This is a genomic window from Sphingobium terrigena (assembly GCF_003591655.1).
GTDB classification, from domain to species: Bacteria; Pseudomonadota; Alphaproteobacteria; order Sphingomonadales; family Sphingomonadaceae; genus Sphingobium; species Sphingobium terrigena.
This window is the reverse complement of the sequence record NZ_QVRA01000036.1, coordinates 1-22,732: the sequence shown is the minus strand read 5'-3', so window position 1 is coordinate 22,732 and position 22,732 is coordinate 1. Positions and strand designations below refer to the sequence as shown.

The following is a 22,732-nucleotide window of genomic DNA, read 5'->3' as shown; positions in this document are numbered from 1 at the left end:
CTCATTCCTCAGTTTTGGGTTGCCGCGATGACAGCTGCGCGCAAGGCTTCGATGCCGCCGCCGTCCTTCTTGATGTGGACACGCAGAACGGGCCGCCCGCGCGCAACAAGCACGGCCATGTCGCCGCGCGCCTGCGCAATCTGAATGGTGCCGAAGCTCGCTTTCCTGCCTGGGATCGACAGATCGGGATGGGGATCGCGCGTGATCGTCAGAAACAACCCGCTCGCCGGGCCGCCTTTATAGGCCTGGCCCGTCGAGTGCAGGAAACGCGGCCCAAAACCCGCGACCGTCGCCACCGCCTTGGTAGCGCGCACCGCCACCCGCATCGCAGCCATTGCCGCCGCGTTCGCCTCGTCGCGCTCGATAAATCCGAGGAATCCGGCATAATGCCCGGGCTCCAGCCGGGCAAAGTGGAGCCGCAGCAGGTTCGCCGGATCGCCCGAGCCGAATCCGCTTTCGCCAGCAGTGTAGATCGCCAAGTCTGCGTCTTCCGCGATCGCAATCTCTGGTTCAAGCGCACTGGAAGCTTCATAAGCATCGACGAGCTTGCGCGTGGCGATTTTGGCATCCTCCACGTCGGGCTGGTCGAACGGATTGATCCCAATAATGGCGCTTGCAATTGCCGTCGCGATTTCCCAGCGGAAGAACTCCTGGCCGATCAAATCGCGTGAGGCGACCGTGATCCGGATGAGGGGATGGCCGGCCTGCTTTAGCTGCGCGAGCTTGCTGTCCAGCCCGTCCTCCGCGTCTCCTTCGAGGTGAAGATGCACGAACAGGCGATCGCTCCCGTAAACCTCCGGCGGTCCCGCGGGCTCAAGGTCGACCGGAATAATCCCCTTGCCTTTCTTGCCTGTCGACTCAGCAAGCAACTGCTCGAGCCAGGCCCCGAACGGTTCTAGTCCCTTGGATGCCAAGATGGTTAGCTTGTCGCGCCCGTTGATAGCCGCCTCGCCGATTATCACCCCAAGGCGCACGCCAGGGTTTGCTGCAGGAGGTGAATCGGCACCGCAGGCGAAGACCATTGGCTGGGTTTTCTCGTAGAAATCCTGGATATCGATGCCCATCGCGGCGGCGGGAACCATGCCGAAAGCCGACAGCACCGAATAGCGCCCGCCGATCGCGGGATCGCCTGCGAAGATATGTGCGAAGCCATCCGCCTTCGCGGTCTGCTCCAGCTTCGATCCAGGGTCGGTGACCGCAACGAAATGGCTGCCGTCCCGGCTGGCCGCTTCATAGAAATAGGCGCGCAGGAGCTCAGGCTCCATTGTCGATCCCGATTTGGAGGAGACTATGAACAGCGTGTTTGCCGGATCAATTGCTGCCGCGACCGTCTCGATCTGGCCGGGATCGGTGGTGTCGAGCACGTGGAGCGTCGGGCTGCCCTCGGCGCTGCCGAGGATGCGCGCGAATACCTCGGGGCCAAGGCTCGATCCGCCCATGCCGAGCAGCACCGCGTCCTTGAAGCCCTTGGCCTCTTCACCGAACATCTTGAGCGTGCCTGAATCAACCTGCTGGCCGCTGGCGGCGGCGAGCCACCCGAGCCATTTGCCCTCGTCCTTGCCGGTCCAGAGCGAGCCATCGCCCTTCCACAGTCGGCGCGACCATGCCTCGGCGCGAGCGGTTTCGAGGCGCTTGTCGACCGCCTCCTGAAGCCCCGCCGGGAGTTTAACTTCCATGCCGTTCTGGCGGCGGCCGAGGAACGCCGCCCGCTTGCCCGCAACCGCGCCCAGCAACACATCCGCCGCATCGGCGAACAGCGTCACGCCCGCCTCGACCAACCCGGTGGTGACGTCGCCCAGTTTGAGGCCGAGACGCTCGGTTTCGGCCAGCACATGGAGGGCTTTATCCAGATTATCGGTCAGTGTGGCCAGGGCCGTGCCATGGTCACGGAACGCGTCCATCGTCCCAGGCGGCATCGTGTTGACAGTGTCGGGTCCGATCAGCGAGTCGATGTAGAGCGTAACGGGGTAGGCGGGGTCCTTAACCCCGGTTGAGGCCCACAATAGTCGCTGCGGCATCGCTCCCCTGGCGGCCAGCGCCTGCCAGCGGTCGCTCGCCAGCATCTCCTGGAACCAGGCATAGGCAAGCTTGGCATTGGCGATTGCGACTTGGCCGCGAATTGCATTTAGAGCCTCGCTCTCCGGGTCGCCTTCTCTGACGCGCGCATCAATCGTCTTGTCGATCTGCGCATCAATGCGGCTGACGAAGAAGCTCGCGACGCTAGCGATCCGGCTGATCGCTTCTCCCTTCTTCACCCGCGCCTCGAGGCCGGCCATGTAGGCCTCCGCGACCGCCTGATAAGCGGCGAGCGAGAAAAGCAATGTCACATTGATGTTGAGCCCATCCTCGATCAGTTGACGGATCGCAGGAATGCCAGCCGGTGTGCCGGGCACCTTCACCATCAGATTGGGCTCGGCCACCATATCCCACAGTCGCCTTGCTTCCCCGATCGTCTCCTTGGTATCGTTGGCGACATAGGGCGAAACCTCAAGGCTGACATAGCCGTCCCAGCCGCCGAGCCGGTCGTACACCGGTCGTAGATCGGCGGCTGCCGCCTTGATGTCGGCGATCGCCTGGCTTTCGTAGGTATCGGTGACGCTCGCGTCGGCCTTGCCGAGGTAGCTTCTGAAACCCTCGTCATAGGCGTCGCCATGGCCCATCGCCTTCTCGAAGATCGAGGGGTTGGAGGTGACGCCGGTCAGACCGTCCTCCTCAACCAGCTTGCGCAGCCCGCCTTCGTTCAAAATTTTGCGGTCGACGAAGTCTAGCCACACGGCCTGTCCCGCAGCGCCAAGGTTTTTGAGACTGCTGGTCATTTGTTCTTCTCGATCAGATCGCGCGCCACGGCGCAGATATTGTCGACGGTGAAACCAAATTTTTCCTGGAGCTTGGCGAGCGGCGCCGAGGCTCCGAAGGTCTTCATAGTTATTGTCCCGCCGTCATGTCCGACATAGCGGTCCCAGCCCATCGATCCGCCCTGTTCGACGGCGAGCCGCGCGCGCACCGCATCGGGGAACACGCTCTGGCGATAGGCGTCGTCCTGCTTTTCGAACAAATACCAGCTCGGCAGCGAGACCACGCGCGATCGGACGCCTTCGCTAGCCAGCTTCTCGTGGGCGGCCACCACCATCGGCAGTTCGCTGCCGGTACCGATGAGGATGATCTCGGGATCGCCGCGCTCGGCGTCGCCAAGGATGTAGCCGCCTTTCTCCAGCCCGTCGGCGGACGCATATTTTGTTCGATCGAGCGTCGGGATCGCCTGGCGCGAGAGGATCAGCGCGGTCGGCTCGTGGCTGTGGCTGAGAGCGACCTTCCACGCTGCCGCCACCTCGTTTGCGTCGCCCGGCCGGATCGTGTCGAGCCCAGGGATGGCTCGAAGCGTGGCCAGATGTTCGATCGGCTGGTGGGTTGGCCCGTCTTCGCCGACGCCGATTGAATCATGCGTGAACACGAAGACGACCGGCAGTTCCATGATCGCCGCAAGCCTTATCGGCGCGCGCATATAATCCGCGAAGACCAGGAATGTGCCGGTGTAAGGGCGCAGGTACGATAGCGCCATGCCATTGGCGATCGATCCCATTGCATGCTCGCGCACACCGAAGTGCAAGTTGCGACCAGAATGGTCGTTCTTCCCAAACGATCCCGCCCCCTGAAAAGTCAGGCTAGTCTTGGTCGAGGGCGAGAGATCCGCCGCGCCGCCAATCAGAAGCGGGGTCTGCTGTGCGATTGCGTTCAACACCTTGCCGCCGCTGTCGCGCGACGCGAGGCCCTTGGCATCGGGAGGGAAGGTAGGGATTGCCGCCTGCCAGCCGCTCGGCAGCTTGCCCTGACGCAACAAGGCCATCTCGGTGGCTTCGGTGGGAAAGCTCTCGCGGTACCGGGCGTACATCGCTTCCCATGCTTCGCGCGCGGGCCGACCTCGACCGGAAACAGCATTGCGGAAGGCCTCGGCTATGCCATTTGGCACAAGGAACTTGGCTTCTTCAGGCCAGCCATAGGTCTTCTTGGTCGCACGGACATTGTCCTCGCCCAATGGCTCGCCATGCGCCTTCTCGCTGCCTGCTTTTGGGCTACCCCACCCAATTACGGAATGAACGACAATGAAAGTTGGCCGATCATCGGTAGCACGAAAGGCGTCAATTGAGCGGGCAAAGGCTTTGGTGTCGTTGGCATCGTCGACATGGATGACGTTCCAGCCATAGCCCTCGAACCGCGCGCCGACATCCTCGGTGAAGGCAAGGTCAGTGGAGCCTTCGATCGAGATATGATTGCTGTCGTAGATCCAGCAGAGATTTGACAGGGCGAGATGTCCGGCGAGTGATGCGGCCTCACTCGAGACGCCCTCCATCATGTCGCCATCGCCGCACAGCACGTAGATGTCGTGGTCGAACAACTGGAAACCGTCGCGGTTGAAGTGCGAGGCAAGCGCACGCTCGGCAATCGCCATGCCGACCGAATTACCGCACCCTTGGCCCAGCGGACCGGTGGTCGTCTCGACGCCAGTAGTCATGCGGTATTCGGGGTGGCCCGGGGTCTTCGAGCCGAGTTGGCGGAACTGCCTGATGTCGTCGAGACTGACTGCGGGCTCGCCCGTCGGCTTGCCGTCAGCGTCGATCTCCTTGATCCCGGCCAAGTGCAGCACCGCATAAAGCAACATGGACGCATGGCCGATCGACAAAACGAAGCGATCACGGTTCGGCCAGTCGGGCATATCCGGATCGTAGCGGATGAAGTCGCGCCAGAGCGTGTAGGCCACCGGCGCCATCGCCATCGGCGTGCCCGGATGGCCCGAATTGGCCTTCTGTACGGCATCCATCGCCAACGTGCGGATGGTGTCGATCGCGAGCCTTTCGAGTGCTTCGTCCGGTTGAGCCAGCTGTGCCGAATCCGCTTTCATGAATTTGGGCATCCACAGGAGAGCTGAGATTCTGGGCGGTCTTCGGGAAGACCGGTTCGGAATGCGTTGGGTACCCGCCTGAGAGGTTTATTACCGGCCGTGCAAAGTTCGACCACGCGCGCGGCTTTGCTCAACGAGGCATCCTGTTCGGCCGTGCTCAGGATCGCGGTCAGCGCGGAAAGATATGCGAGCGTCGATTCAGCGCCTTGGTTGGCATTGCGCCGGTCTGGATGGAGACCATCGAAGCAGGCGCCTCGTTTGACGTCCACGACGGGGATGCCAAGGTCGTTTGCCCCGAGAAACCAGTTGAATGCACGGCGCGCTTCGCGCTTCCATCGGACGTCGCTCGTGACTCGGGCCGCAGTAAGGCATGCACTCACCGCTGCACAGGCTTCCAGGGGCTGTTGATCAAATGGCTGCGGATGTCGCCGATCGCTTCCAAATGTTTCGGTTCCGATCGGCCGAAAGTGACCAGCTTCAGCCGTCTGCAGCGTCATCAGCCACCGCAGCGTATCGAGGCCGGCATCAAGGTGAGACTGGTTGCCAGTGTCATGGCCGCTTTCGATGAGAGCTTCACACAATCGGGCATTATCATAGCCGAGCCTGTCTTCGAACCAGAACCAGTCGGGAGCAGCCGCGTCAGACCAACGTTGGAACAAGCGATTGGACAGTTCTCCTCGCAGCTGCTCCAGGTTGCGATGGCCTGGGAAGCGCCGGAGAAGTTTTGAGATGCCGAGCAAACCGTAAGCCCACTCGCGAGGCGACGCGGATTCCATGAGGGACGGCGTGATCTCCAACATCCGGGCCGCCGCCCAGCCATCCAGTGAACGCGCGTTTTTGTGCCGCGCGACCGCTCCTAGCGCCCATATCGTGCGCCCTAGCGCGTCGCCCGCGCCGGCGCTTTCCACCCAGCACCGGTCAAAGCTCATGAAGTTGTGAACCTTCTTGGTTTCCGGGCGCCAGGCGTTTTCGACAAACGCGGCGTAGATGAGGAGAAGCTGATCCTCTTGCCCCGTCAGGGGGCGCACTGCCGCAAGTTCGGTGAGAACGAGCAGCGCGCGGGCGTTGTCGTCGAGGCAATAGCCATGCCGCCGATCGGGTACTGCAAATTTGGTGTGTTGCATCAGGCCGACGGAATCGGTGAGCGCTGCAAGGTGGTTGGTCGAGATGGGTGGCAACGGGGAGTTGCCCGGTTCGAGCGATGGAAAAGGGATGACGGTCGTGTTGGTGGCGCGCCGCTCAAGTCGGACTTCGGCAAAGACCGTAAAATACTGTTCCGCAACTCTCGACCATATCATAGCGCGGCCCCGCGCATAAGCGTTCGTCCGGACCTCGCTTCGCAGCGTATCGTCCTTGATCAACCGGCGGATTGCAGTTGCGAACCCTTCTGCCTGCCCGAACGGGACGAGCAGGCCACAGTCGTCCGCGAGCAGTTCCTGCGCGTACCAGAACGGCGTCGATACAACGGCTTTCCCGAGTGCGATGGCGTAAGCGAGCGTCCCGGATGCGATTTGCGCTTCGTTGGGGTAAGGTGACAGATAGATATCGCACGCGGCCAGATAATCGAGCAACTGGTCAAGCGTCAGGTATCTATCCACGAACCGGACATGGTCGCTGACGCCAAGTTCATCGGCAAGTGCCGTCAAACTTTCGCGGTAACGCTCTCCCTCGTCCCGCACGAGATTGGGATGGGTGGCCCCCACGATCATGTAGAGAAGCTTGGGGTTGTCCCCGACAAGTGCGGGCAGCGCGCGAATAGCGGTCTCGATGCCTTTGCCGGGTCCGAGTAGCCCAAAGGTCATCAGTAAGGTACGATCAGCCAGGTCCAGATCATGCTTGGCCATGGCCGGGTCCAGAAAAGGACGATCTGGCACACCATGTGGGATCACCGCGATCTTGTCGGGTGGAACCCCGTAGACATCTTGCAGGATCTGGCGCCCCTTGTCGGCCATTACGATCAGGCGGGCAGAACTCTCGATGAGCTCGTCCATAACGCGGCGCTGAGCCGGATTGGGTGAGGCGAGGACGGTGTGCAGCGTCGTCACAAGCGGTGCGTTCAGTCCGCCCACGAGGCCGAGGACATGCTCGCCCGCTTCGCCGCCGAAAATTCCGAACTCATGCTGCAGCGAGACGATCTCGATATCCGCAACATTCAGGAAGTCCGCCGCCTCTTGGTAGGAGGCAGGATCCGCGTGATGAATTTCAAAGGGAACCTGATCGGAATAGTCGTAGACAATCTTGTTGTCCGTCATTGCAACCGTAAAGGCGCTAACTGAAGCGTCGGCGTGGATGAGCGCTTGCTGAAGGTCGTCCGTAAAGGTTGCGATTCCGCACTGGCGAGGCACACAGGTCCCGATCAGGGCCACGCGATTGGGCCGGGGAGCGGCGAAAGATCCTTGCATGCTCACACTCTCACGTTGTGGGCCTCTGCGAGCCGGCGCCACGAAGGCAGCAGCGCGTTTTGCCATTGCGCAATACGTTTACGGCAGCTTTGCAATCGACGGGCTGGCCGACCCAGAATGTTGTTGCCCTTGGACCATAGTCCAGAGTCAACATCTTTCGTCCGTGCCAACTACCCGCGTTATGGTGGGCTTTCTTTCAACGCTGATTGTTGCGTAAGAGACTGAGACGCTATGCGCTTTACGTATGTTCCACAGCACGGGATGTCGCGGCGTAAATGACTATAGGCGCCGGTGACATAAGGCTGAGGAAGGGCGGGACATCAAAACGGGTGATAAAATGGGCGTCTACGGGATCGCCTTCCTGAGGCCGGGATCGTCACCCGCCGCGCTTGTGGGACTTGGCGAGCCTTTAGGCTTCAGGCAAGCGAGGAGCGCAAGGATCCCGGTTCTCGTCTCGGCCACGTCTCGAACCGCGATGGTGTCGATACGCAGGCATTCCGTGTGCTGGGCGGAGTGCCGCGGCGTGGGATCTTCCATAACATGAAGACGGCGGTCGACCGGATCGGAACGGGCAAATCCCGGCAGGTCAACGCGCGGTTCGCAGCTCTGGCCAGCCACTATCTGTTCGAGACGAATTTCTGCAATCCAGCCTCAGGCTGGGAGAAAGGGCAGGTCGAGAAGAACGTTCAGGATGCGCGGCGCCGTCTGTGGCAACCGATGCCCAGCTTCCCCGATTTCGACGCGCTGAATGTATGGCTTGAAGAACCATGTGTCGCGCGATGGGAAGAAATCCAGCACGGCGTGCTGCCCGGCACCGTTGCCGATGTCCATGCTGCAGAAGTCGCCAGCCTAATGCCCATGGGGCGGCCGTTCGATGGCTTTGTCGAGCAGACCAAGCGCGTATCGCCAACCTGCCTGATCGCCTTCGAGCGCAACCGCTACAGCGTGCCAGCCTCGTTCGCCAATCGGCCGGTCAGCCTGCGGGTCTACCCTGACCGGTTGGCGGTCGCTGCCGAGGGTAACATCCTGTGCGAGCACGCCCGGATTATAGATCGTTCGCATCACAAGCCGGGGCGGACCATCCGATCTATGACTGGCGGCACTATCTGGCCGTTGTTCAGCGCAAACCAGGCGCATTGCGTAATGGCGCCGCATTCCTCGAGATGCCCGAAGCGTTCCGGCAGTTGCAGGGACATCTGCTCAAGCGGCTCGGCGGTGACAGGGAGATGGTCGAGATTGTGTCATTGGTCTTGCACCATGACGAACAAGTTGTGCTGCAGGCCGTAGAACTAGCGTTAGAGGCCGGAGTGGCCACCAAAACCCACGTTCTCGATGTCCTGCACCACCAGCCCGACCGAGTTACCGCGCCTTGACCCAGCGGCCCCGTGGTGGTTTCAACGCCCGTGGTGATCCGATATTCAGGATGGCCAGGCGTTTTCGACCCGAGTTGACGGAACTGAATGATGTCCTCAAGGCTCAAGGCGGCCTTGCCGTCGGGGTCGACCTCCTTGACGCCTGCCAGGTGCAGCGCCGCGTAGAGCAGCATGGAGACATGGCCGATCGAAAGGACGAAGCGGTCACGATTGGGCCAATCGGGCATGTCAGGGTCGTACCGCATGAACGGCGTCCACAGCGTATAGGCCACAGGAGCCAGGGCCATCGGCGTGCCAGGATGGCCGGAATTGGCTTTCTGCACCGCGTCCACTGCCAAGGTGCGGATGGTGTCGATTGAGAGCCTTTCGAGGGAACCATCCTCAGCAATCGGACGGGAGGTCACCATTTCGGTCCTTGTTCAGAGCCTGGCGTGAGCCGAGACGCGGACCTGGCCGGAGAAGCGTTCCACCGACCGCCAAGGCTGGAGCAGGCAGGTGAGGACATCGACAAGCCCCACAATTTGCCGCTGATCAATCAGCGACCCTTCCAAAGCCATGAGCGCGGCTTATGGCGCGGTCGGGGCGAGCCACGACACGGTGGTCATCACGGCAACGGCGAACATGATCAAACAGGCGACGCCGCCCAGGGCCTGAAGATGTCTGGGTATGCGATTACCTTTCATCACCTGCATGTCGGACCCGAGCCAGATCACCAGGGCGATCAGCGGCGCGGCGACAAAGCCGTTTATGACGGCGCTCCAGAGCAGCGCCTGCATGGGACTGATCGGCGAGAAATGAACGAGAACGCCCAGAATGCCGGCTGCAGCGATCACGCTGTAAAAAGCCTTGGCATTCCGAGGTGCCTGGCCGAGACCGGCACGCCACCCAAAGGCTTCGGAGACCGCATACGCCGCCGAGCCGGCTAGAACCGGGACGGCAAGAAGGCCGGTACCGATGATACCGCTGGCAAATAGTGCAAAGGCAAAGTCGCCTGCCAGCGGCCTGAGTGCTTCGGCCGCCTGCGCGGCCGTATCGATCTGCGTAATACCAGCGATATGCAAGGTCGCGGCGGTGGTTATAATAATGAAAATGGCAATGAGGTTTGAAAAAAACATACCAAACCAGCTATCGAGGCTAATCCGGCGCTCTTCGCCGGCGCTGATTGCCGATGTCAAAAGGCTTTTCGCTTTGGTTCGGGCGTCTTCTGCTTCCTGGGAAGCCTGCCAGAAAAACAAATAGGGACTGATCGTGGTGCCGAAGATCGCGGCTACCAGCATCCAGGCGCTTGAGTCCGGCATGCTCGGTAGTAGGACCCCGCGCAGCACATCGCTCCATGACAGGTGCACGGCAAAAGCCGTAGCCGCATAGGCCAGCAATGCCAGCGTCATCCATCTCAGGAAACGCGCGTAGCGCTTGTAGTCGAGAAAGGTCTCCAACAGCGTCGAGAGCAAGGCGAATACGATGACCCAGGGGTGCGGCGCGCCGCCGCCGATGAGCGACATTGCCGAACCCATCGCTCCCAGATCAGCACCAAGGTTGATGACATTGGCGACCACGAGGAGGAGCACGACCGTTCGGAGCAGCGCGGGCGGGCAGCGCTTGCTGATCGCTGCCGCCAAACCTTCGCCCGTTGTTCTGCCGATTCGCCCGCACGTCTCCTGCACAGCTGCGGCGAGCGGCCAGGTAAGCAACATCGTCCAACCGAGCGTGTAACCGTAAGCCGCTCCCGCTTGCGCATAGGTTGCAATCCCGCTTGGATCGTCGTCGGCCGCCCCGGCAATGAATCCCGGGCCAAAAATCCGCCCTATACTCTGAAGCCGGTGAGCGTACGGGATCGCCACGTGCCCCTCGCCCGCGGCCTGGCCAGGGGTAGGCGGCAAGTGCAGATCGGCTTCAAGGAGCGCGGCCTCTTGCCCGGCCTGTCCGGGTCGGGGAGCACAGCGTTCCGCACGATCAATGGGGGCGTTCACGGCAATACTCCTCGCCTGGGGCGAAGATGTCGCCGGGCTTGATGATTGGAAGGCTCTTCGATGGCAGGTTGGGTTTGGCGAGGATGCTCAATGCACTTTGACCATGCCGACACCCTTGATGTTGTTGAACGAGTCGGTCTGGTGGCAACTGAAGCATTGATCGACCCGCGCCTGCTTTTCACCGCTGATCATCTTGTCCATCATTTCGAAGTGCATCATGTTATGGCTCGGCGGCGGCTTGTGGCACTGCGAGCATTCGGTAGATTTGGGACTGGGGTGCAAGTACCCGCTGATTTTCCAGTTCGTCATCGTGTGGCAGCTTGCGCAATCGGTGCCGAAGAACCCCAGGTGCTTGTCGCGGGGGGCGTGACAGGACTGGCAATCGAGGGGAGTGTCACGCCCTGTCGCCCGTTCGGCGATGCGCTCGAGAACCTGGTGATCCATCCGGACCGGACGGAGCGTGTTTCCCTGATGCTCGATATGGCAGCCACTGCATTCCTTGATGTTGGCATGGAAAGCAGTCGAAGGCTTCTTCAGGATTTCCGGCGAAGCCGCGTGGCAGGCTATGCAGGTCTCGGCCTTGATGCCCCGATTGGGGGTATGGCAACTCTCGCATTTGCCCTCGAGAAAAGCATGCGCACTCGACAGCGGCCCAGGACGAACCGCGGATGCCCATTGCGGCAGCGCGGTGCTTCCAGAGCGATAGATTGTGACAGGAACCGCGATAGCCGCGAGGAGCGCGACGGCGGCGAGGACCAGATAGAGGATCGAGGTTCGTTTCATGACAGCCACCGAAGGCCGTAATAGACGCTCCCCCATATGTGTAAGGCGAGCAGGCCGTACATCACGATCGCTACTGCGACATGGAAAATGGTCCACCGCGCAAGGGTGCGTTTGATCGTATCGCGCGCCGTGATCGCGAACTCGAGGTCCGATATCGCACCGAGCAGCTGATCGAGCCGCATGCCTGACGTATCGACTACGCTGTCGAGGGTCCAGATGGCCGAGGTCGTGGCGAGACTGTCATAGCGGTCGCGCAGCAGCTTCAATTCTTTCTGCTGAAACCGCAGATCCTGACCAACCTGGGCAAGATAGTACCGCCCGATAAAGCCGCTTACGACGACAGCCAGCATGGAGACAACCAGACTGATGCCGAGCGGACTCTGGAACTTATGGCCCGAGTGAATGATGCCAAGCAGAGCCCCGATCACGCCAGCATAGACGTGAAAGCTCAAAAGCGCTGCCAGCGAAACAAACCCTTTGGTCCTGTCCTTGACCCAGGGCTGCCGCTTGACCGCTGTGTAGATGAGCAGGAGCAGGAACAACACCGCCGCCGCAATCCCGAACATACCCCCTGAAAGACTTCCCGGAAAGCGCGGTGCGGAATGGAAGAGGAAGGCGGGAACGATCAGCGCCAGCGCACCGATCAGTCCGCCCACCGTGATCTTCTCGGTTTCGGTCATCAGGCTTCCACCACCAGATCGCCTGCCGATTTTGCCTGGCATGCGAGGATGATGCCGTCCGCTTTCTCGTCTGCGGCCAAGGCGTCCTCGACCTCCATCGCGACCTGTCCTTGCTGCAGTTGCACCTTGCACCGACCGCAGGTGCCAGCGCGGCAATCATAATCTATCGTGACGCCGATCGCCTCTGCGGCCTCGAGGACGGACTGGTCGGGTGCGAGCGGACCCGCCTTCCCGGACTTGGAGAAGGTGACGGTGGCATGGGCGGACGGAATTGGCGCAGCCTGAATGGGAATGACGGGAGGCGGGGCGGCCACAGGCTCCGCCGGCTCGGTATCCACGACGGGCCCGCCTTTGGGCGGCGCGAATTCCTCGGTCTTGATCTGGTCCGATGGGACTTTGAGCTCGGCAAGCGCGGCCTTCACCGCCGTCATCATGGGGGGCGGGCCGCACAGGTGAATGCGCCGCTTGGTTATGTCAGGAACAGAGCCTTTAATGAAATCTGCCGTCATATAGCCAATCGGCCCTTGCCACTCGGTTCCATCGGCTTTGGAGACGACATAGACGACATGAAGTTTGGGGTGACGGCGAGCGAGGTAATCGCACTCTTCGCGAAAAATCAGGTCTGCGGGCGTATTCACGCCATATAGCAGAAAGATGTCATGCGCATAGGAGCGGTCGGTCAGGCTTCGCAGAACGCTCATCATCGGGGTGATGCCGACGCCGCCGGCGATCAATACGATGCCGTCGGCTTCCGTTCCGGTGAAGAAGAACCTGCCGGACGGCGCGGATATCTCGAGAAGGTCGCCCGTGTCGGCATGATCATGAAGATGGCGCGACTCCAGACCATATTGTTCGCGCTTGATCGTGAGCTCGATATAGTCGCGCTGGGTGGGCGACGAGGAAATCGTATAGGAGCGGCGGACCTTCTGTCCGTCTATCTCCGACGTAATCGTCGCATATTGACCAGGCAGGAACGTGAAAGGCACGGGGCCGCCATTGGCCTCCATCAAGCGGAACGTCTTCACGCTCGATGTCTCGTCGAATATGGCTTTGATGCGCAAAACGCCCTTCCAGGGACGTTGAACTGCAGGTTGTGCGCTGGGACTTGCCTGCGGGGCCGTCGCGGGAACAGGAGCCTGGGGCGCAGGCGCAGTCGGCGCAGCGGTTGCAGCTTGTCCGCCGGGCGATCCGGGCGTCAGTCGTTCGACGAGGCTGGCGACGCGACGCAGGCGGGCCTGGCGCAGGAAAAGCGCAGTAAGCAAGGCTGCCACGAGCAGCGCCATGCCGATGATGTGCCACCAGGAGAGCCCGCTGTCTGCCGCCATCTTGTCTGCTCCGACCGTTCCACTTTGGGTCTTGAACCACGTCAGGGCGATTTCGCGCGGTGCTTTGCCCTCCGCCATTCCCTGGATGGCGCCCGCTCCGCTGTCGGCGAGCGCAAGGCCCTCGCGAGCACCCCTGATCGCATCTCTCGCCGCCACAAAGTCATTGGAGGCAAGCGCCTGATGGAGCCGCGATTGCTCAGCTGTCAGGGCCTCGGCGCCTGAGCCCACGCGCTTGAGCGCTTCTGCCCGAACAGTCCGCTGCGCTTCGTCGGTAAGCACCGGCCATTGCATCAACGAAGGGTAGAAGGGCTTACCGCCTGCTGGACCACAACAACCCGCTGGTGGCGATGCAGCCCCGCCCATGCCTGACATTCCGGCCGCGCCTGTCGCACCGGGGGCGGGCGCCATCATCTGTTTCATCATGACAGCCATCGGGTCGGCGCCAGGGCTGCCCATGGGCTGGCTGGCGGCCATGCCATTGCCGGGGGCAGGCATCGACGCCCCCGCGCTGCCGCCAGGATGATGTGACGCATGCTCATCGACGGTTTGCGCCGCGACTGGCGGTGATGCGAGCATCACCGCCAGTACGATCAGAGTTCGGCCGCCATGCATGGCGCCGGGCGGGCGATTAGCTACGACAGCCGGAGTCGGGCGCGTCATGCCAATAATCCTACATGTCGTCCTTCATGGGCATCGGTTTGTCGGCCGGCATTGGAGCAGGTTTCATCGCGGCAGGCTTGGCATGGCGGCGGTGTGGGACAGCCTTGTGCTTGGCCATCGGCATCTTCTTCATGCCGCAGCATCCGGGCTTGTCCTTCGCCATGGGAGGCATTGCCGCAGGCATCTTGTCGTCCTGCATTGGCATGCCAGCCATGCCTGGCATCGCGTCGTGCTTCTCCATCATGCCGCCTGCCGGCATCGACCCGTTCGCGGGGGGCGCAGGCTGGGTTGAAGTCTGGCCGGCAGCTTGCCCCTGGGCGGATGCGATGGCGGGTGACAGCAAGATTGAGCTGGCCAGGGCAAGCGCGCGCAAGCGGGAAGAAGGTGTCATGAACATGATCGATACTCCGTTGTAATGACGTGGCCGATCATCCGGCTGGCCACAGTGCCGAGGGACCACAGATGGATTTTGGCCAATATACGTAATTTCCTATTCGCCCGGCGTCGTCGCCTGGCCGCCAGGAGCCGGCGACGACACTCAATCATCGCGTGGGGTTCCTGTCGCTCTCTGCCACGGCCAACGGCCCTTGATCTCGACCTCGAGCGAGAAACTCAGGAAGGTTCGTATCAGCACGATGCCAGCAAGCACCGCGAGGCTGCTGAGCGTGGGCTGGATCGCGATGGTGTTGATGATGTCGGCCGCAACCAGGAATTCGAGTCCGAGAAGAATGGCTTCGCCAAGGCTCGACCTGAAGCTGCCCACCACATCCTGGTCGATCGGACCTTTCACGGATTGCTGCAGGAATCTGATCAGCGAAGAACCAGCGCCCACGACGATGATCGCCGTCCCGGTGACTTCGATTGCCCGCGTGATCCAGTGGATGCCCTCCACGATGAGGCTCTCGGTCATCACGGACACCGGTGCATCACGTGGCGAACCCTGCGACCTCCCAATGCGACGAGGCGATCGGGTTCGCGTTCGATGATCACCATGCGTTTGTCAGGCCGTCCCGGGGCGACCGTCTCCGGCCGTGCCAGGGAATAAAAGATGACGTCACCGAGTTCGTACCACTTGCCGGTGGCGCGCGGTGTCCGGTCGGGCAAACGGAGTTCGTTGTAAGACCCGTCTGCCCTGAACTCCCAGGCTGTGCCGGTCTCGCATCCGGACCGGGCATCGAACGACCAGATACCGACAAGATCCGTTTTCGTGCCACGACCCTGGGCGGGCTGGCTCTCCGCAACAGAAGGCTGGGCCAGGCCGCCAGCTGCAGCGACGATAGCCAAGGCCAAACCTGCTCGGCGGCGGAGCGACGGGGACCGGCCGGGCCAAAGCAACGGCGGACCCAAGCGCTGCAAAACGGGTCTCATGAGGGCGCCTTCACCGCGCCGGCTGCAGGAGGGTTTCCGTGCCCTGTTGCGTCTTCCCTGGGAATGCTCGCGAGATGCGCGAGGATCGGGCAATCCGCGATGGGAATGTCGATCGAGCATTGGGCGGACAGGGCGGACAGGGCGGTCCTGATGCGGGTCAGATCATCGATACGGGCGGTCGCTTCATTTATCTTGCTCTCGGTGATGGCCAGGACATCGGCGGTTGTCGCGGTGTCGGACGCGCGCAAATCGAGCAGGCTTCCGATTTCGCGAAGCGTGAAACCCAACTGCTGCCCCTTGCGAATGAACCGCACGCGCTCGAGATCGGCGTCGCCATAGGTGCGGTAACCGGCAGAAGACCGGGCGGGCGGAGGAAGCAGACCGTTGCGCTCGTAATAGCGGATGGTATCGGGACGGATGCCGAGCGCACGCGACAGCTTTCCGATCGTGAAATATGTCATGGCGCGTCTCCGTTGCCGCGACCATTCGAAAGGTCGCGGCATTATTCCTTCGATTTGATCTTGCTCGGCCCAGGCAGCGCCGGGCGTTCCCGCCCGCTTTGCTTACATGTCCTTCATCGGGGCGGACTGACTGTTGTCGGGCGTGCTCGTAGGCGGGGCGCCATTGGGCATCATCGGCCCACCCCTGCGCATGTCGCTGTGGTCCATATCCTGACGGTGGCGCTCATCCATATCGGCCGCCGCGTTGTCGGTCCCGACAGAGTCCGTGGCGGCGGCGGTGTCGTTTTCAAGCGCGCCGGGCGCGCTTGCAGAGGCATTGGAGGCAGCCTGATTTTGCGTGCCGTCCGTCTTCTTGCCGCACGCAGCAAGCGTTCCGAGAAGCGCAAGGGCTGTGAGCCCCGAGACGATCTTCCCGGACATATTCGTGAGGTGAGTCTTCATGATGTGTCTCCGAATGAGAGTGAGCGGTCGAACGCAAATCCCGTCGGACGAGCTTGATAAGCGTGCTCGACCGACGGATCAGGGTGTCATTGCTGCTTGAGAATCTGCAGGCAGCGATCGTGCGAGAGATTCATCGGGTTGCGCCCCTGTCCCTTCATCTCGTTGTGATCATGGGGCGTCGCGAGACCCATATTGTCTTCCATGGCCTTGCAGCTCGCGATCTGCGCGCTAGTCGGCGGAATGGTCGCGCAAGCGCCGAGCAGCGCCAGTGGTAGCAATCCCAGCGAGATAGAGTATTTCATGTTCAGTCCTTCCCTGTGCAGGTGGTGTGGTCCTCTCCCACGGAAATTTGTTCTGGTTGATCTGCGGCCAATTGAGACAGCCGCCCGTCCCGAACCAGAAAGAGGATCGGGCAAGGGTCGCTTTCGGCTTCGTGCGAGGGCGCTTCACCCAGCTGCTCAAGGCCTGTTTCGATAAGCTTGAGCTGTTCCACCCTGGCCAGTGCTTCGCGCAGTTTGACCCGCGTGACGGCGAGGATCTCCGACCCGGCGAGGGCGTCTCCGGCCCGCACCAGCAGGAGCGCCTGCGTTTCGGTGAGGGTGTAACCGAGCCCCTGTGCAGCGCGAACGAACTTGATGCGTTCGACGTCTGCAGGATGATAGACGCGGTATCCTGCACTGGTCCGTTGCGGAGCGGGGAGCAGGCCGGTGCGCTCATAATAGCGTATGGTATCCTTTCGAACGCCGGCAGCCTCGGCCAGCTCACCGATTCTAAGCCGTGACATGGCAAGTCTCGGAGGCACCGTGCCGCTTGGACCTAGGTCCAGGGTCAAGAGAAATATTTGGACGTCGGTCGATCATCGCCGCTCTCCTGTCCGCTCAAACGCCGCGCGATTTTTCGTTGCTTGCGGTCGCCATCAGGCATCATGGGGAGCGGCAAGCCCCTCCCCGGCACTCCCTTATTTCTTGCGGAGCTCGACGATGTCGTGAACTGCGGGCGTGCCGTCGGCGACGCTCACATGCGCGAAATGGTCATCGAAAATATGGTCGACCCTGACGTGGCCGATGAGGTCTCGACGATAAGCGGGGCCAGTTCCTTTGAAGCCGGAGCCGGGCAGCGTCTTCATGCGATAGACGTCGAGCACCTGTCCGACTGTCGCGCCATCGGCTTTGCCGACACACACGATCGTTCCGGTCGTGTCCTTGCCGACAATGGATCCGCGCATGAAGAATGTGTGGCCGATGCCGGTCGCAAGAGCGGGAACCGCGCCGGCGAGGGCGATACCAGCGAGGGCCAGCGATATTGATTTCCTGAAACGCATCTCGATTCCTTTCAATTCATGTCCCCGAGCGACAAGTCCGGTGTTCGTCGTTTGATTGCGAGCGCTGGTGCCGGTCTCGTTTTGCAGCGAGGTGTCGCGTTGATGGTAGGGGACGGCGATCGCCGTCCCCGCTGCCAGCTTATTTCTTGCGGAGTTCGACGATGTCGTGGACCGCGGGTGTGCCATCGGCGACGCTCACATGCGCGAAATGGTCATCGAAGATATGATCGATCTTGACGTGCCCGACGGCCACGCGACGGAAGCCCGCGCCGGGGGTCTTCGAAGGACCAGGCGTGCTTTGCACACGGTAGACCTCGAGGACCTGTCCGACAGTCGCGCCATCGGCCTTGCCGACGCAGACGACCGTTCCGGTCGAGTCCTTGCCGACGATCGATCCGCGCATGAAAAAGCTGTGGCCGATGCCCTGGGCGAAGGTGGGCGCGGCGCCGAGCATGGCGAGGCCAGCAAGCGCGATGGTGATCTTCTTCTTGAGCAACATGGTGGAAGCCTCCTTGGCTGAGTTTACAAGACCCGCCGAGGAAACCTGGCGGTGAAGAACCTTTCTTCGCCACCAGAACTATGGACCCAGCTCCCGACTCAATATGCGTAATGTTACGAGGACGGATCAAAGGCTCCGGGGAGACATCTTTGCGTCTTACGCTTCTCTATTCGCTACTCATTTGCTTGGAACATCGCACAAAAAGGGGAGGATCCATCCGGATTCCCGCTCGGCCCTGCACCATAGATAGAGACCGAACATCGCCAGCCCGAAAAGAAGAATCAGGTCAAGAGACAATCCCAGACCGACCGGAATGGCCACGATGTCCGGCAAGGCTCATTGGCCTTGCAGGGCTATGCGCGGCCTCCGAGCGCTTGGCGGCCCCTTATGGCAGCCGCAGCGGATGCGAGGTTCAATGACCACGCGCATCTCTCCCGTAAGATGCGGCGGTTTATGGTTGTCACGCCAAGGACTGCGGCATGGGCGATGCCCTCCCGCTGACGGCAGCATCGACCAGCGTCGAGTGACCAGGCCTTGGGTGGAATACGTATAGTGGCTGTCTTCGATCCGGCCCAAATTTGGGGGGAAAGGAAGCCGTCATGACCGATGCAAGCAAGCTCAGTGTGATACGATGTGCCGCGAGCAGCGCTGCCGCTCTTTCCACTGTCTTCGTGCTTTGCTGGCTCGCGGCGACTTTGTTCGGTCCGATCGGGTCACACATGTTTGTGACGATGTTCACGCTAGCTCCGCCGGGATCGTTCGTCGCGCTGGGGGCGGGGTTGTGCTGGTCGATCGTCTTCGGCGCAGCCGTGGGAGGTCTCTTCGCCGCATTCCACAATTGGATCGGTCATTGGCAGCGTCCCTAGGACGGCGCAGCGCAAGTGAGCAATCAGCAATTTTTAACGAGCTCTATATTCAAGGAAACGTGATCATGGAACGGCAACGACCGGCACATACTGGGAAAGAGAATTTCCTGACGTCGCGCGCGGGTATCGTGATGATGGGCTTTCTTGCGCTCGGTTTCGTGCTGCTGTTCACGGAGCATCGCGCGCATGTACTTGGCGCGCTGCCCTTTCTGCTGCTGCTGTCGTGTCCCCTGATGCACCTCTTCATGCATCACGGACATGGGCATGGTCACGATGGAACACCGCAGCCGGGGGCCGATCGTTCGCCCCAGGAGGGTCAGGGCCAGTGACGGGCCATGCGCAAGCATATGGCCTTTGGGGTCTCGTCGTCGTCAATGCGGCGGTGTTCATCCTGTTCGCCTACAGTTTCTTCAAGCCACGAACGACCCGGGACTGGCGATCGTTCAGCGCATTCAGCGCGTTCCTTGTGGCGCTGTTCGTCGAAATGTACGGCTTCCCACTGACCCTCTATGTCCTGTCCGGGTGGCTGCAGAGCCATTATCCCAATATCGACTGGTTCTCACATGATGCCGGGCATCTGCTTGAGATGCTTTTCGGCTGGCGGGCGAACCCGCATGCCGGGCCATTCCATATCATGAGCTTTTTCCTGATCGGCGGCGGGTTCATTCTGATCTCGACAGGTTGGAAGGCGCTGTACGACGCGCAAAAGGTCCACGAGCTCGCGACCCAGGGGATCTATTCCTATGTGCGGCACCCGCAATATGTCGGGTTCGTGCTGGTGATGTTCGGGTTCCTGCTGCAATGGCCGACGATCCTGACGCTCGCGATGTTCCCGGTGCTCGTCGTCATGTATTTGCGGTTGGCGTGGACCGAGGAGCGTGAGGCGCTGGCCGAATTTGGCGATGCCTATCGTCGCTACACAAAGACCGTACCACCGTTCGTGCCCCACCTCGCGCGCCTGTTCGGGGCGAAGCGTGACGCAGGCGCGGATCAGCGATGAATCTCCTGCCAGCCGGAACCGGCGCAAATCCCAGGGGAACCGCTCAGCCGTCCGCCCGTCATCGGGACGCAGCGCACAGACCGGCGCGGCTGCATGTCCTTGCCGGTCGCCTCGCCGAAGTGACTGAACCTTGAAACCGCCACACCGAGAAGGAGCACTGGCTATGGCAGATCCGCTGAAACCGACCACATCGCCGCTTACTGCTGGCAGGAATCCGGTAATCCCCGCGGTCGCCTTCGATGCGGGACTGCGAACATATATGCTCGCAGTCTACAACTACATGGCCAGCGGTCTGTTGTTGACCGGGATCGTCGCGATGTTGGTTGCGAACAGCGCCGGGGTACGCGCCGTGTTTTTCGCCGCGAGCGGCACTCCGACACTGCTCGGATGGATAGCGGTCTTCGCACCGCTCGCCCTCGTCTTCACGCTAAGCGTCGGTATCAACCGGCTGTCCGAACCCACCGTCAAGGCATTGTTCTGGACGTATGCGATCCTGATGGGCGTGTCGCTGTCGACAATCCTTCTCGCCTATACCGGCGTGAGTGTCGCACGCACATTCTTCGTTACGGCCGCAGCCTTCGGAGGCCTGAGCCTGTGGGGGTACACTACCAAGAGGAACCTGTCGGCGTTCGGGACCTTCCTGATCATGGGCGTCGTCGGCCTGCTCATCGCCATGATTGTCAACATGTTCCTGCGGTCGTCCACTTTGGATCTCATCGTCAGCGCGATCGGCGTGCTTCTGTTTGCGGGCCTGACTGCGTTTGACACGCAAAAGATCAAGAGCGTCTACTTCGATGTGGCCGGTACCGAGTTTCGCGGCAAGGCGGTCGTGATGGGAGCGCTGACGCTCTATCTCGACTTCCTCAACCTGTTCCTGTTCCTGCTGCGCTTCATGGGTGATCGGCGGCAATAGGTCAGCCGTGATGACTGGCCCACACGCGCAGGCCTTCGCGGCGGGCGCATCTATGGCTGCCGACCCGTCGGCAGCGCCTTGCCTCGATTTCGGAGACCTGCCTTGAAGACGTCGACCTTCGATCTGCGTGGATCATTCGGAACACTCGACCATCTCGGGGTCGAAAAGCAGTTGCTGCGGGTTCCCGGCGTGACGCGGGTCTCCGCGAACGCCGCCTCCGACAGCGTCACCGTCAGCTTTGATGAAGCGCGCACCAGCGAAGCCGCGATAGAGGAGAAGATCGCGGATTGCGGCTTCCATTGCGGCGGCCGGCTCGTCCCGCGGCATGTGTGCGTGATCGGAAGCACAACCCTGTCCTCTGTCTTGCCCGCCGCGACGCACCCTGCCGATCATCGTTCCGATGGAGTCGCCGCCAAATCGGTTGCTCCCGATCGCAAGCCCGTGACGGCCGAACACGACGCCATGGCGCACGAGATGGGCCATGGCGACGGCAAGGACATGGCGGCGATGGCGCGCGACATGCGCAACAGGTTTATCGTCAGCCTCGTTTTTGGCCTGCCGATCTTCGCGCTGTCGCCAATGGGCCTGGACCATCCCCTGCTGAAACCGATGTTCGGACTCAGTCTCGACCTGACCCTGTTCCTGCTTGCCAGCGCCGCGATCCTCTATCCGGTCTGGCCCTTCGTGGTCGCCGCGATCCGCGCGCTTCGAAACGGTGTGCTCAACATGGCGGTGCTCGTCCTGTTGAGCGTCGGTACCGGTTATCTGTTCAGCGTGGCGTCGACATTCCTGTTCAAGGGCCAGCAATTTTACGAGGCTTCCGCGGTCCTGCTCATCTTCATCCTGCTCGGCCATTGGCTGGAGATGCGCGCCCGCGCCGGCGCGTCCCAGGCAATCCGCGCGCTCATGGATCTGGCGCCGCCTATGGCGACCGTGGAGCGCGACGGAAAGGACGTCGAAGTGCCGACCGCGGAGGTACTGGCCGGCGATGTCGTGCTGATCCGGCCGGGCAACAAGATTCCTGTCGACGGCGAAATCCTCGAAGGCAAATCCGAGGTCGACGAGTCGATGCTCACGGGCGAATCGATGCCGGTGTCGAAGGCGCCCGGCGACACAGTGATCGGCGCGACGATCAACCGCAGCGGCAGCTTCCGCTACCGTGCGACCAAGGTGGGCGCCGACACCGCGCTCGCCCAGATCGTCAAGCTCGTCCAGGAAGCGCAGAACTCGAAGGCGCCGGCACAACTGCTCGCCGACCGGGCATCGCAGTGGCTGGTGCTCGCGGCAATTCTGATCGGTCTCGCGACGTTCGCCATCTGGTACTGGATGCTGGGTGGGACACTGCTGTTTGCGCTGACCATGACGATCACGGTCTTCGTGATCGCCTGCCCGGACGCCCTTGGCCTTGCCACGCCGATGGCGATAATGGTCGGCACCGGCCTTGGCGCGATGAACGGCATCCTGTTCAAGAATGCCAGCGCGCTCGAGGATGCGACCAAGCTTGACGTCATCGTGTTCGACAAAACGGGCACGCTCACCATGGGCCGGCCCAACGTTGTCGAGGTTGTCACAGCGGAAGGCATAACCCGGGACGAGGTGCTTCGCATCGCCGGCGCGATCGAGCGCAACTCCGACCACCCGCTTGCGATCGCGGTCCTCGAAGGTGCATCCGGTATCACCCTTCCTGAGACGCGCGACTTTGCCAATATCGAGGGGAAGGGCGCCAGCGCCCAAGTCGAGGGCGCAACCGTGCTGCTTGGCAACCGGCGCCTC

General features: G+C 61.7%; 22 protein-coding genes and 2 pseudogenes. 7 read left to right on the top strand and 17 right to left on the bottom strand.

The annotated features are described in order from the left end of the window. Positions 1-8: 8 nt before the first annotated feature. The 3 genes from D0Z70_RS22150 to D0Z70_RS22140 are packed head-to-tail and all read right to left on the bottom strand — an operon-like array spanning position 9 to position 7,263. On the bottom strand, positions 9-2,816 hold the full coding sequence (locus D0Z70_RS22150) for a bifunctional transaldolase/phosoglucose isomerase (RefSeq protein ID WP_119750112.1): 2,808 nt from the start codon (positions 2,814-2,816) through the stop codon (positions 9-11). Then, the gene (gene tkt, locus D0Z70_RS22145) at positions 2,813-4,909 is read right to left on the bottom strand and encodes a transketolase (RefSeq protein ID WP_239019077.1); all 2,097 of its coding nucleotides are present in this window, start codon (positions 4,907-4,909) and stop codon (positions 2,813-2,815) included. The genes D0Z70_RS22150 and tkt overlap by 4 nt, the downstream gene beginning before the upstream one ends. Continuing rightward, a complete protein-coding gene (locus D0Z70_RS22140; RefSeq protein ID WP_239019076.1) occupies positions 4,894-7,263 on the bottom strand; it encodes a glycosyltransferase family 4 protein in 2,370 nt (789 codons plus the stop codon). Before D0Z70_RS22140 ends, tkt begins: the two co-directional genes overlap by 16 nt. Positions 7,264-7,785: 522 nt before the next feature. On the opposite strand from D0Z70_RS22140, the pseudogene D0Z70_RS22135 reads away from it, so the two are divergent. Continuing rightward, positions 7,786-8,669 (top strand): annotated as a pseudogene (locus D0Z70_RS22135) (Mu transposase domain-containing protein); the annotation flags it as partial. Positions 8,670-8,707: 38 nt separating this feature from the next. Here D0Z70_RS22135 and D0Z70_RS22130 read toward each other — a convergent pair. From D0Z70_RS22130 to D0Z70_RS22110, 5 genes and pseudogenes are all read right to left on the bottom strand, one after another. Next, positions 8,708-9,079 (bottom strand): annotated as a pseudogene (locus D0Z70_RS22130) (transketolase); the annotation flags it as partial. Between the two features lie 159 nt (positions 9,080-9,238). Continuing rightward, a complete protein-coding gene (locus tag D0Z70_RS22125; protein ID WP_119750110.1) occupies positions 9,239-10,642 on the bottom strand; it encodes an NRAMP family divalent metal transporter in 1,404 nt (467 codons plus the stop codon). Between the two features lie 87 nt (positions 10,643-10,729). Next, the gene (locus tag D0Z70_RS22120) at positions 10,730-11,425 is read right to left on the bottom strand and encodes a cytochrome c3 family protein (protein WP_182914078.1); all 696 of its coding nucleotides are present in this window, start codon (positions 11,423-11,425) and stop codon (positions 10,730-10,732) included. After that, positions 11,422-12,105: an iron reductase gene (locus tag D0Z70_RS22115; RefSeq protein ID WP_119750106.1), complete on the bottom strand. Its 684-nt coding sequence runs from the start codon at positions 12,103-12,105 to the stop codon at positions 11,422-11,424. Before D0Z70_RS22115 ends, D0Z70_RS22120 begins: the two co-directional genes overlap by 4 nt. Next, positions 12,105-14,090, bottom strand: coding sequence for a 2Fe-2S iron-sulfur cluster-binding protein (locus D0Z70_RS22110; RefSeq protein ID WP_119750104.1), 1,986 nt, complete (start codon positions 14,088-14,090; stop codon positions 12,105-12,107). Before D0Z70_RS22110 ends, D0Z70_RS22115 begins: the two co-directional genes overlap by 1 nt. Before the next feature lie 14 nt (positions 14,091-14,104). On the opposite strand from D0Z70_RS22110, the gene D0Z70_RS24705 reads away from it, so the two are divergent. Beyond that, the gene (locus tag D0Z70_RS24705) at positions 14,105-14,506 is read left to right on the top strand and encodes a hypothetical protein (protein WP_182914077.1); all 402 of its coding nucleotides are present in this window, start codon (positions 14,105-14,107) and stop codon (positions 14,504-14,506) included. A gap of 122 nt (positions 14,507-14,628) precedes the next feature. Here D0Z70_RS24705 and D0Z70_RS22100 read toward each other — a convergent pair whose 3' ends face one another. The 9 genes from D0Z70_RS22100 to D0Z70_RS25070 all read right to left on the bottom strand — a co-directional run bounded on the left by D0Z70_RS22100 (position 14,629) and on the right by D0Z70_RS25070 (position 18,513). Further along, the gene (locus D0Z70_RS22100) at positions 14,629-15,000 is read right to left on the bottom strand and encodes a DUF1622 domain-containing protein (RefSeq protein WP_239019075.1); all 372 of its coding nucleotides are present in this window, start codon (positions 14,998-15,000) and stop codon (positions 14,629-14,631) included. Further along, the gene (locus D0Z70_RS22095; protein WP_147418818.1) at positions 15,000-15,374 is read right to left on the bottom strand and encodes a hypothetical protein; all 375 of its coding nucleotides are present in this window, start codon (positions 15,372-15,374) and stop codon (positions 15,000-15,002) included. The genes D0Z70_RS22100 and D0Z70_RS22095 overlap by 1 nt, the downstream gene beginning before the upstream one ends. Before the next feature lie 80 nt (positions 15,375-15,454). After that, positions 15,455-15,919 carry a heavy metal-responsive transcriptional regulator gene (locus D0Z70_RS22090; protein ID WP_119750096.1) on the bottom strand — a complete coding sequence of 155 codons (465 nt, stop codon included), beginning with the start codon at positions 15,917-15,919 and terminating at the stop codon, positions 15,455-15,457. A gap of 102 nt (positions 15,920-16,021) precedes the next feature. Continuing rightward, complete coding sequence (locus D0Z70_RS22085) at positions 16,022-16,360, bottom strand: hypothetical protein (RefSeq protein WP_119750094.1); 339 nt, start codon at positions 16,358-16,360, stop codon at positions 16,022-16,024. Positions 16,361-16,446: 86 nt separating this feature from the next. Next, entirely contained in the window at positions 16,447-16,662 is a 216-nt protein-coding gene (locus D0Z70_RS22080; RefSeq protein WP_010405639.1) for a hypothetical protein, read from the bottom strand. Between the two features lie 2 nt (positions 16,663-16,664). Continuing rightward, a complete protein-coding gene (locus D0Z70_RS22075) occupies positions 16,665-17,144 on the bottom strand; it encodes a MerR family transcriptional regulator (protein WP_010405640.1) in 480 nt (159 codons plus the stop codon). Between the two features lie 174 nt (positions 17,145-17,318). Further along, the gene (locus tag D0Z70_RS22070; protein ID WP_010405641.1) at positions 17,319-17,681 is read right to left on the bottom strand and encodes a hypothetical protein; all 363 of its coding nucleotides are present in this window, start codon (positions 17,679-17,681) and stop codon (positions 17,319-17,321) included. A 139-nt stretch (positions 17,682-17,820) separates the two neighbouring features. Further along, positions 17,821-18,180, bottom strand: a complete 360-nt coding sequence (locus tag D0Z70_RS22065) for a hypothetical protein (RefSeq protein WP_010405642.1) — start codon at positions 18,178-18,180, stop codon at positions 17,821-17,823. Between the two features lie 177 nt (positions 18,181-18,357). Beyond that, on the bottom strand, positions 18,358-18,513 hold the full coding sequence (locus D0Z70_RS25070; protein ID WP_182914076.1) for a hypothetical protein: 156 nt from the start codon (positions 18,511-18,513) through the stop codon (positions 18,358-18,360). Positions 18,514-18,779: 266 nt separating this feature from the next. Here D0Z70_RS25070 and D0Z70_RS22055 point away from each other — a divergent pair, with 266 nt between their 5' ends. The 5 genes from D0Z70_RS22055 to D0Z70_RS22035 all read left to right on the top strand — a co-directional run. After that, entirely contained in the window at positions 18,780-19,046 is a 267-nt protein-coding gene (locus D0Z70_RS22055) for a hypothetical protein (protein ID WP_119750092.1), read from the top strand. 65 nt (positions 19,047-19,111) lie between these two features. Next, entirely contained in the window at positions 19,112-19,375 is a 264-nt protein-coding gene (locus tag D0Z70_RS22050) for a DUF2933 domain-containing protein (protein WP_119750090.1), read from the top strand. Then, positions 19,372-20,046 (top strand): methyltransferase family protein, encoded by a 675-nt coding sequence (locus tag D0Z70_RS22045; RefSeq protein ID WP_119750088.1) that lies wholly within the window; start codon positions 19,372-19,374, stop codon positions 20,044-20,046. Before D0Z70_RS22050 ends, D0Z70_RS22045 begins: the two co-directional genes overlap by 4 nt. Positions 20,047-20,209: 163 nt before the next feature. Next, positions 20,210-20,959: a Bax inhibitor-1/YccA family protein gene (locus D0Z70_RS22040; protein ID WP_010405646.1), complete on the top strand. Its 750-nt coding sequence runs from the start codon at positions 20,210-20,212 to the stop codon at positions 20,957-20,959. A gap of 102 nt (positions 20,960-21,061) precedes the next feature. After that, positions 21,062-22,732, top strand: a 1,671-nt coding sequence (locus D0Z70_RS22035) for a heavy metal translocating P-type ATPase (RefSeq protein WP_147418817.1), incomplete at its 3' end; no start/stop codon positions are given.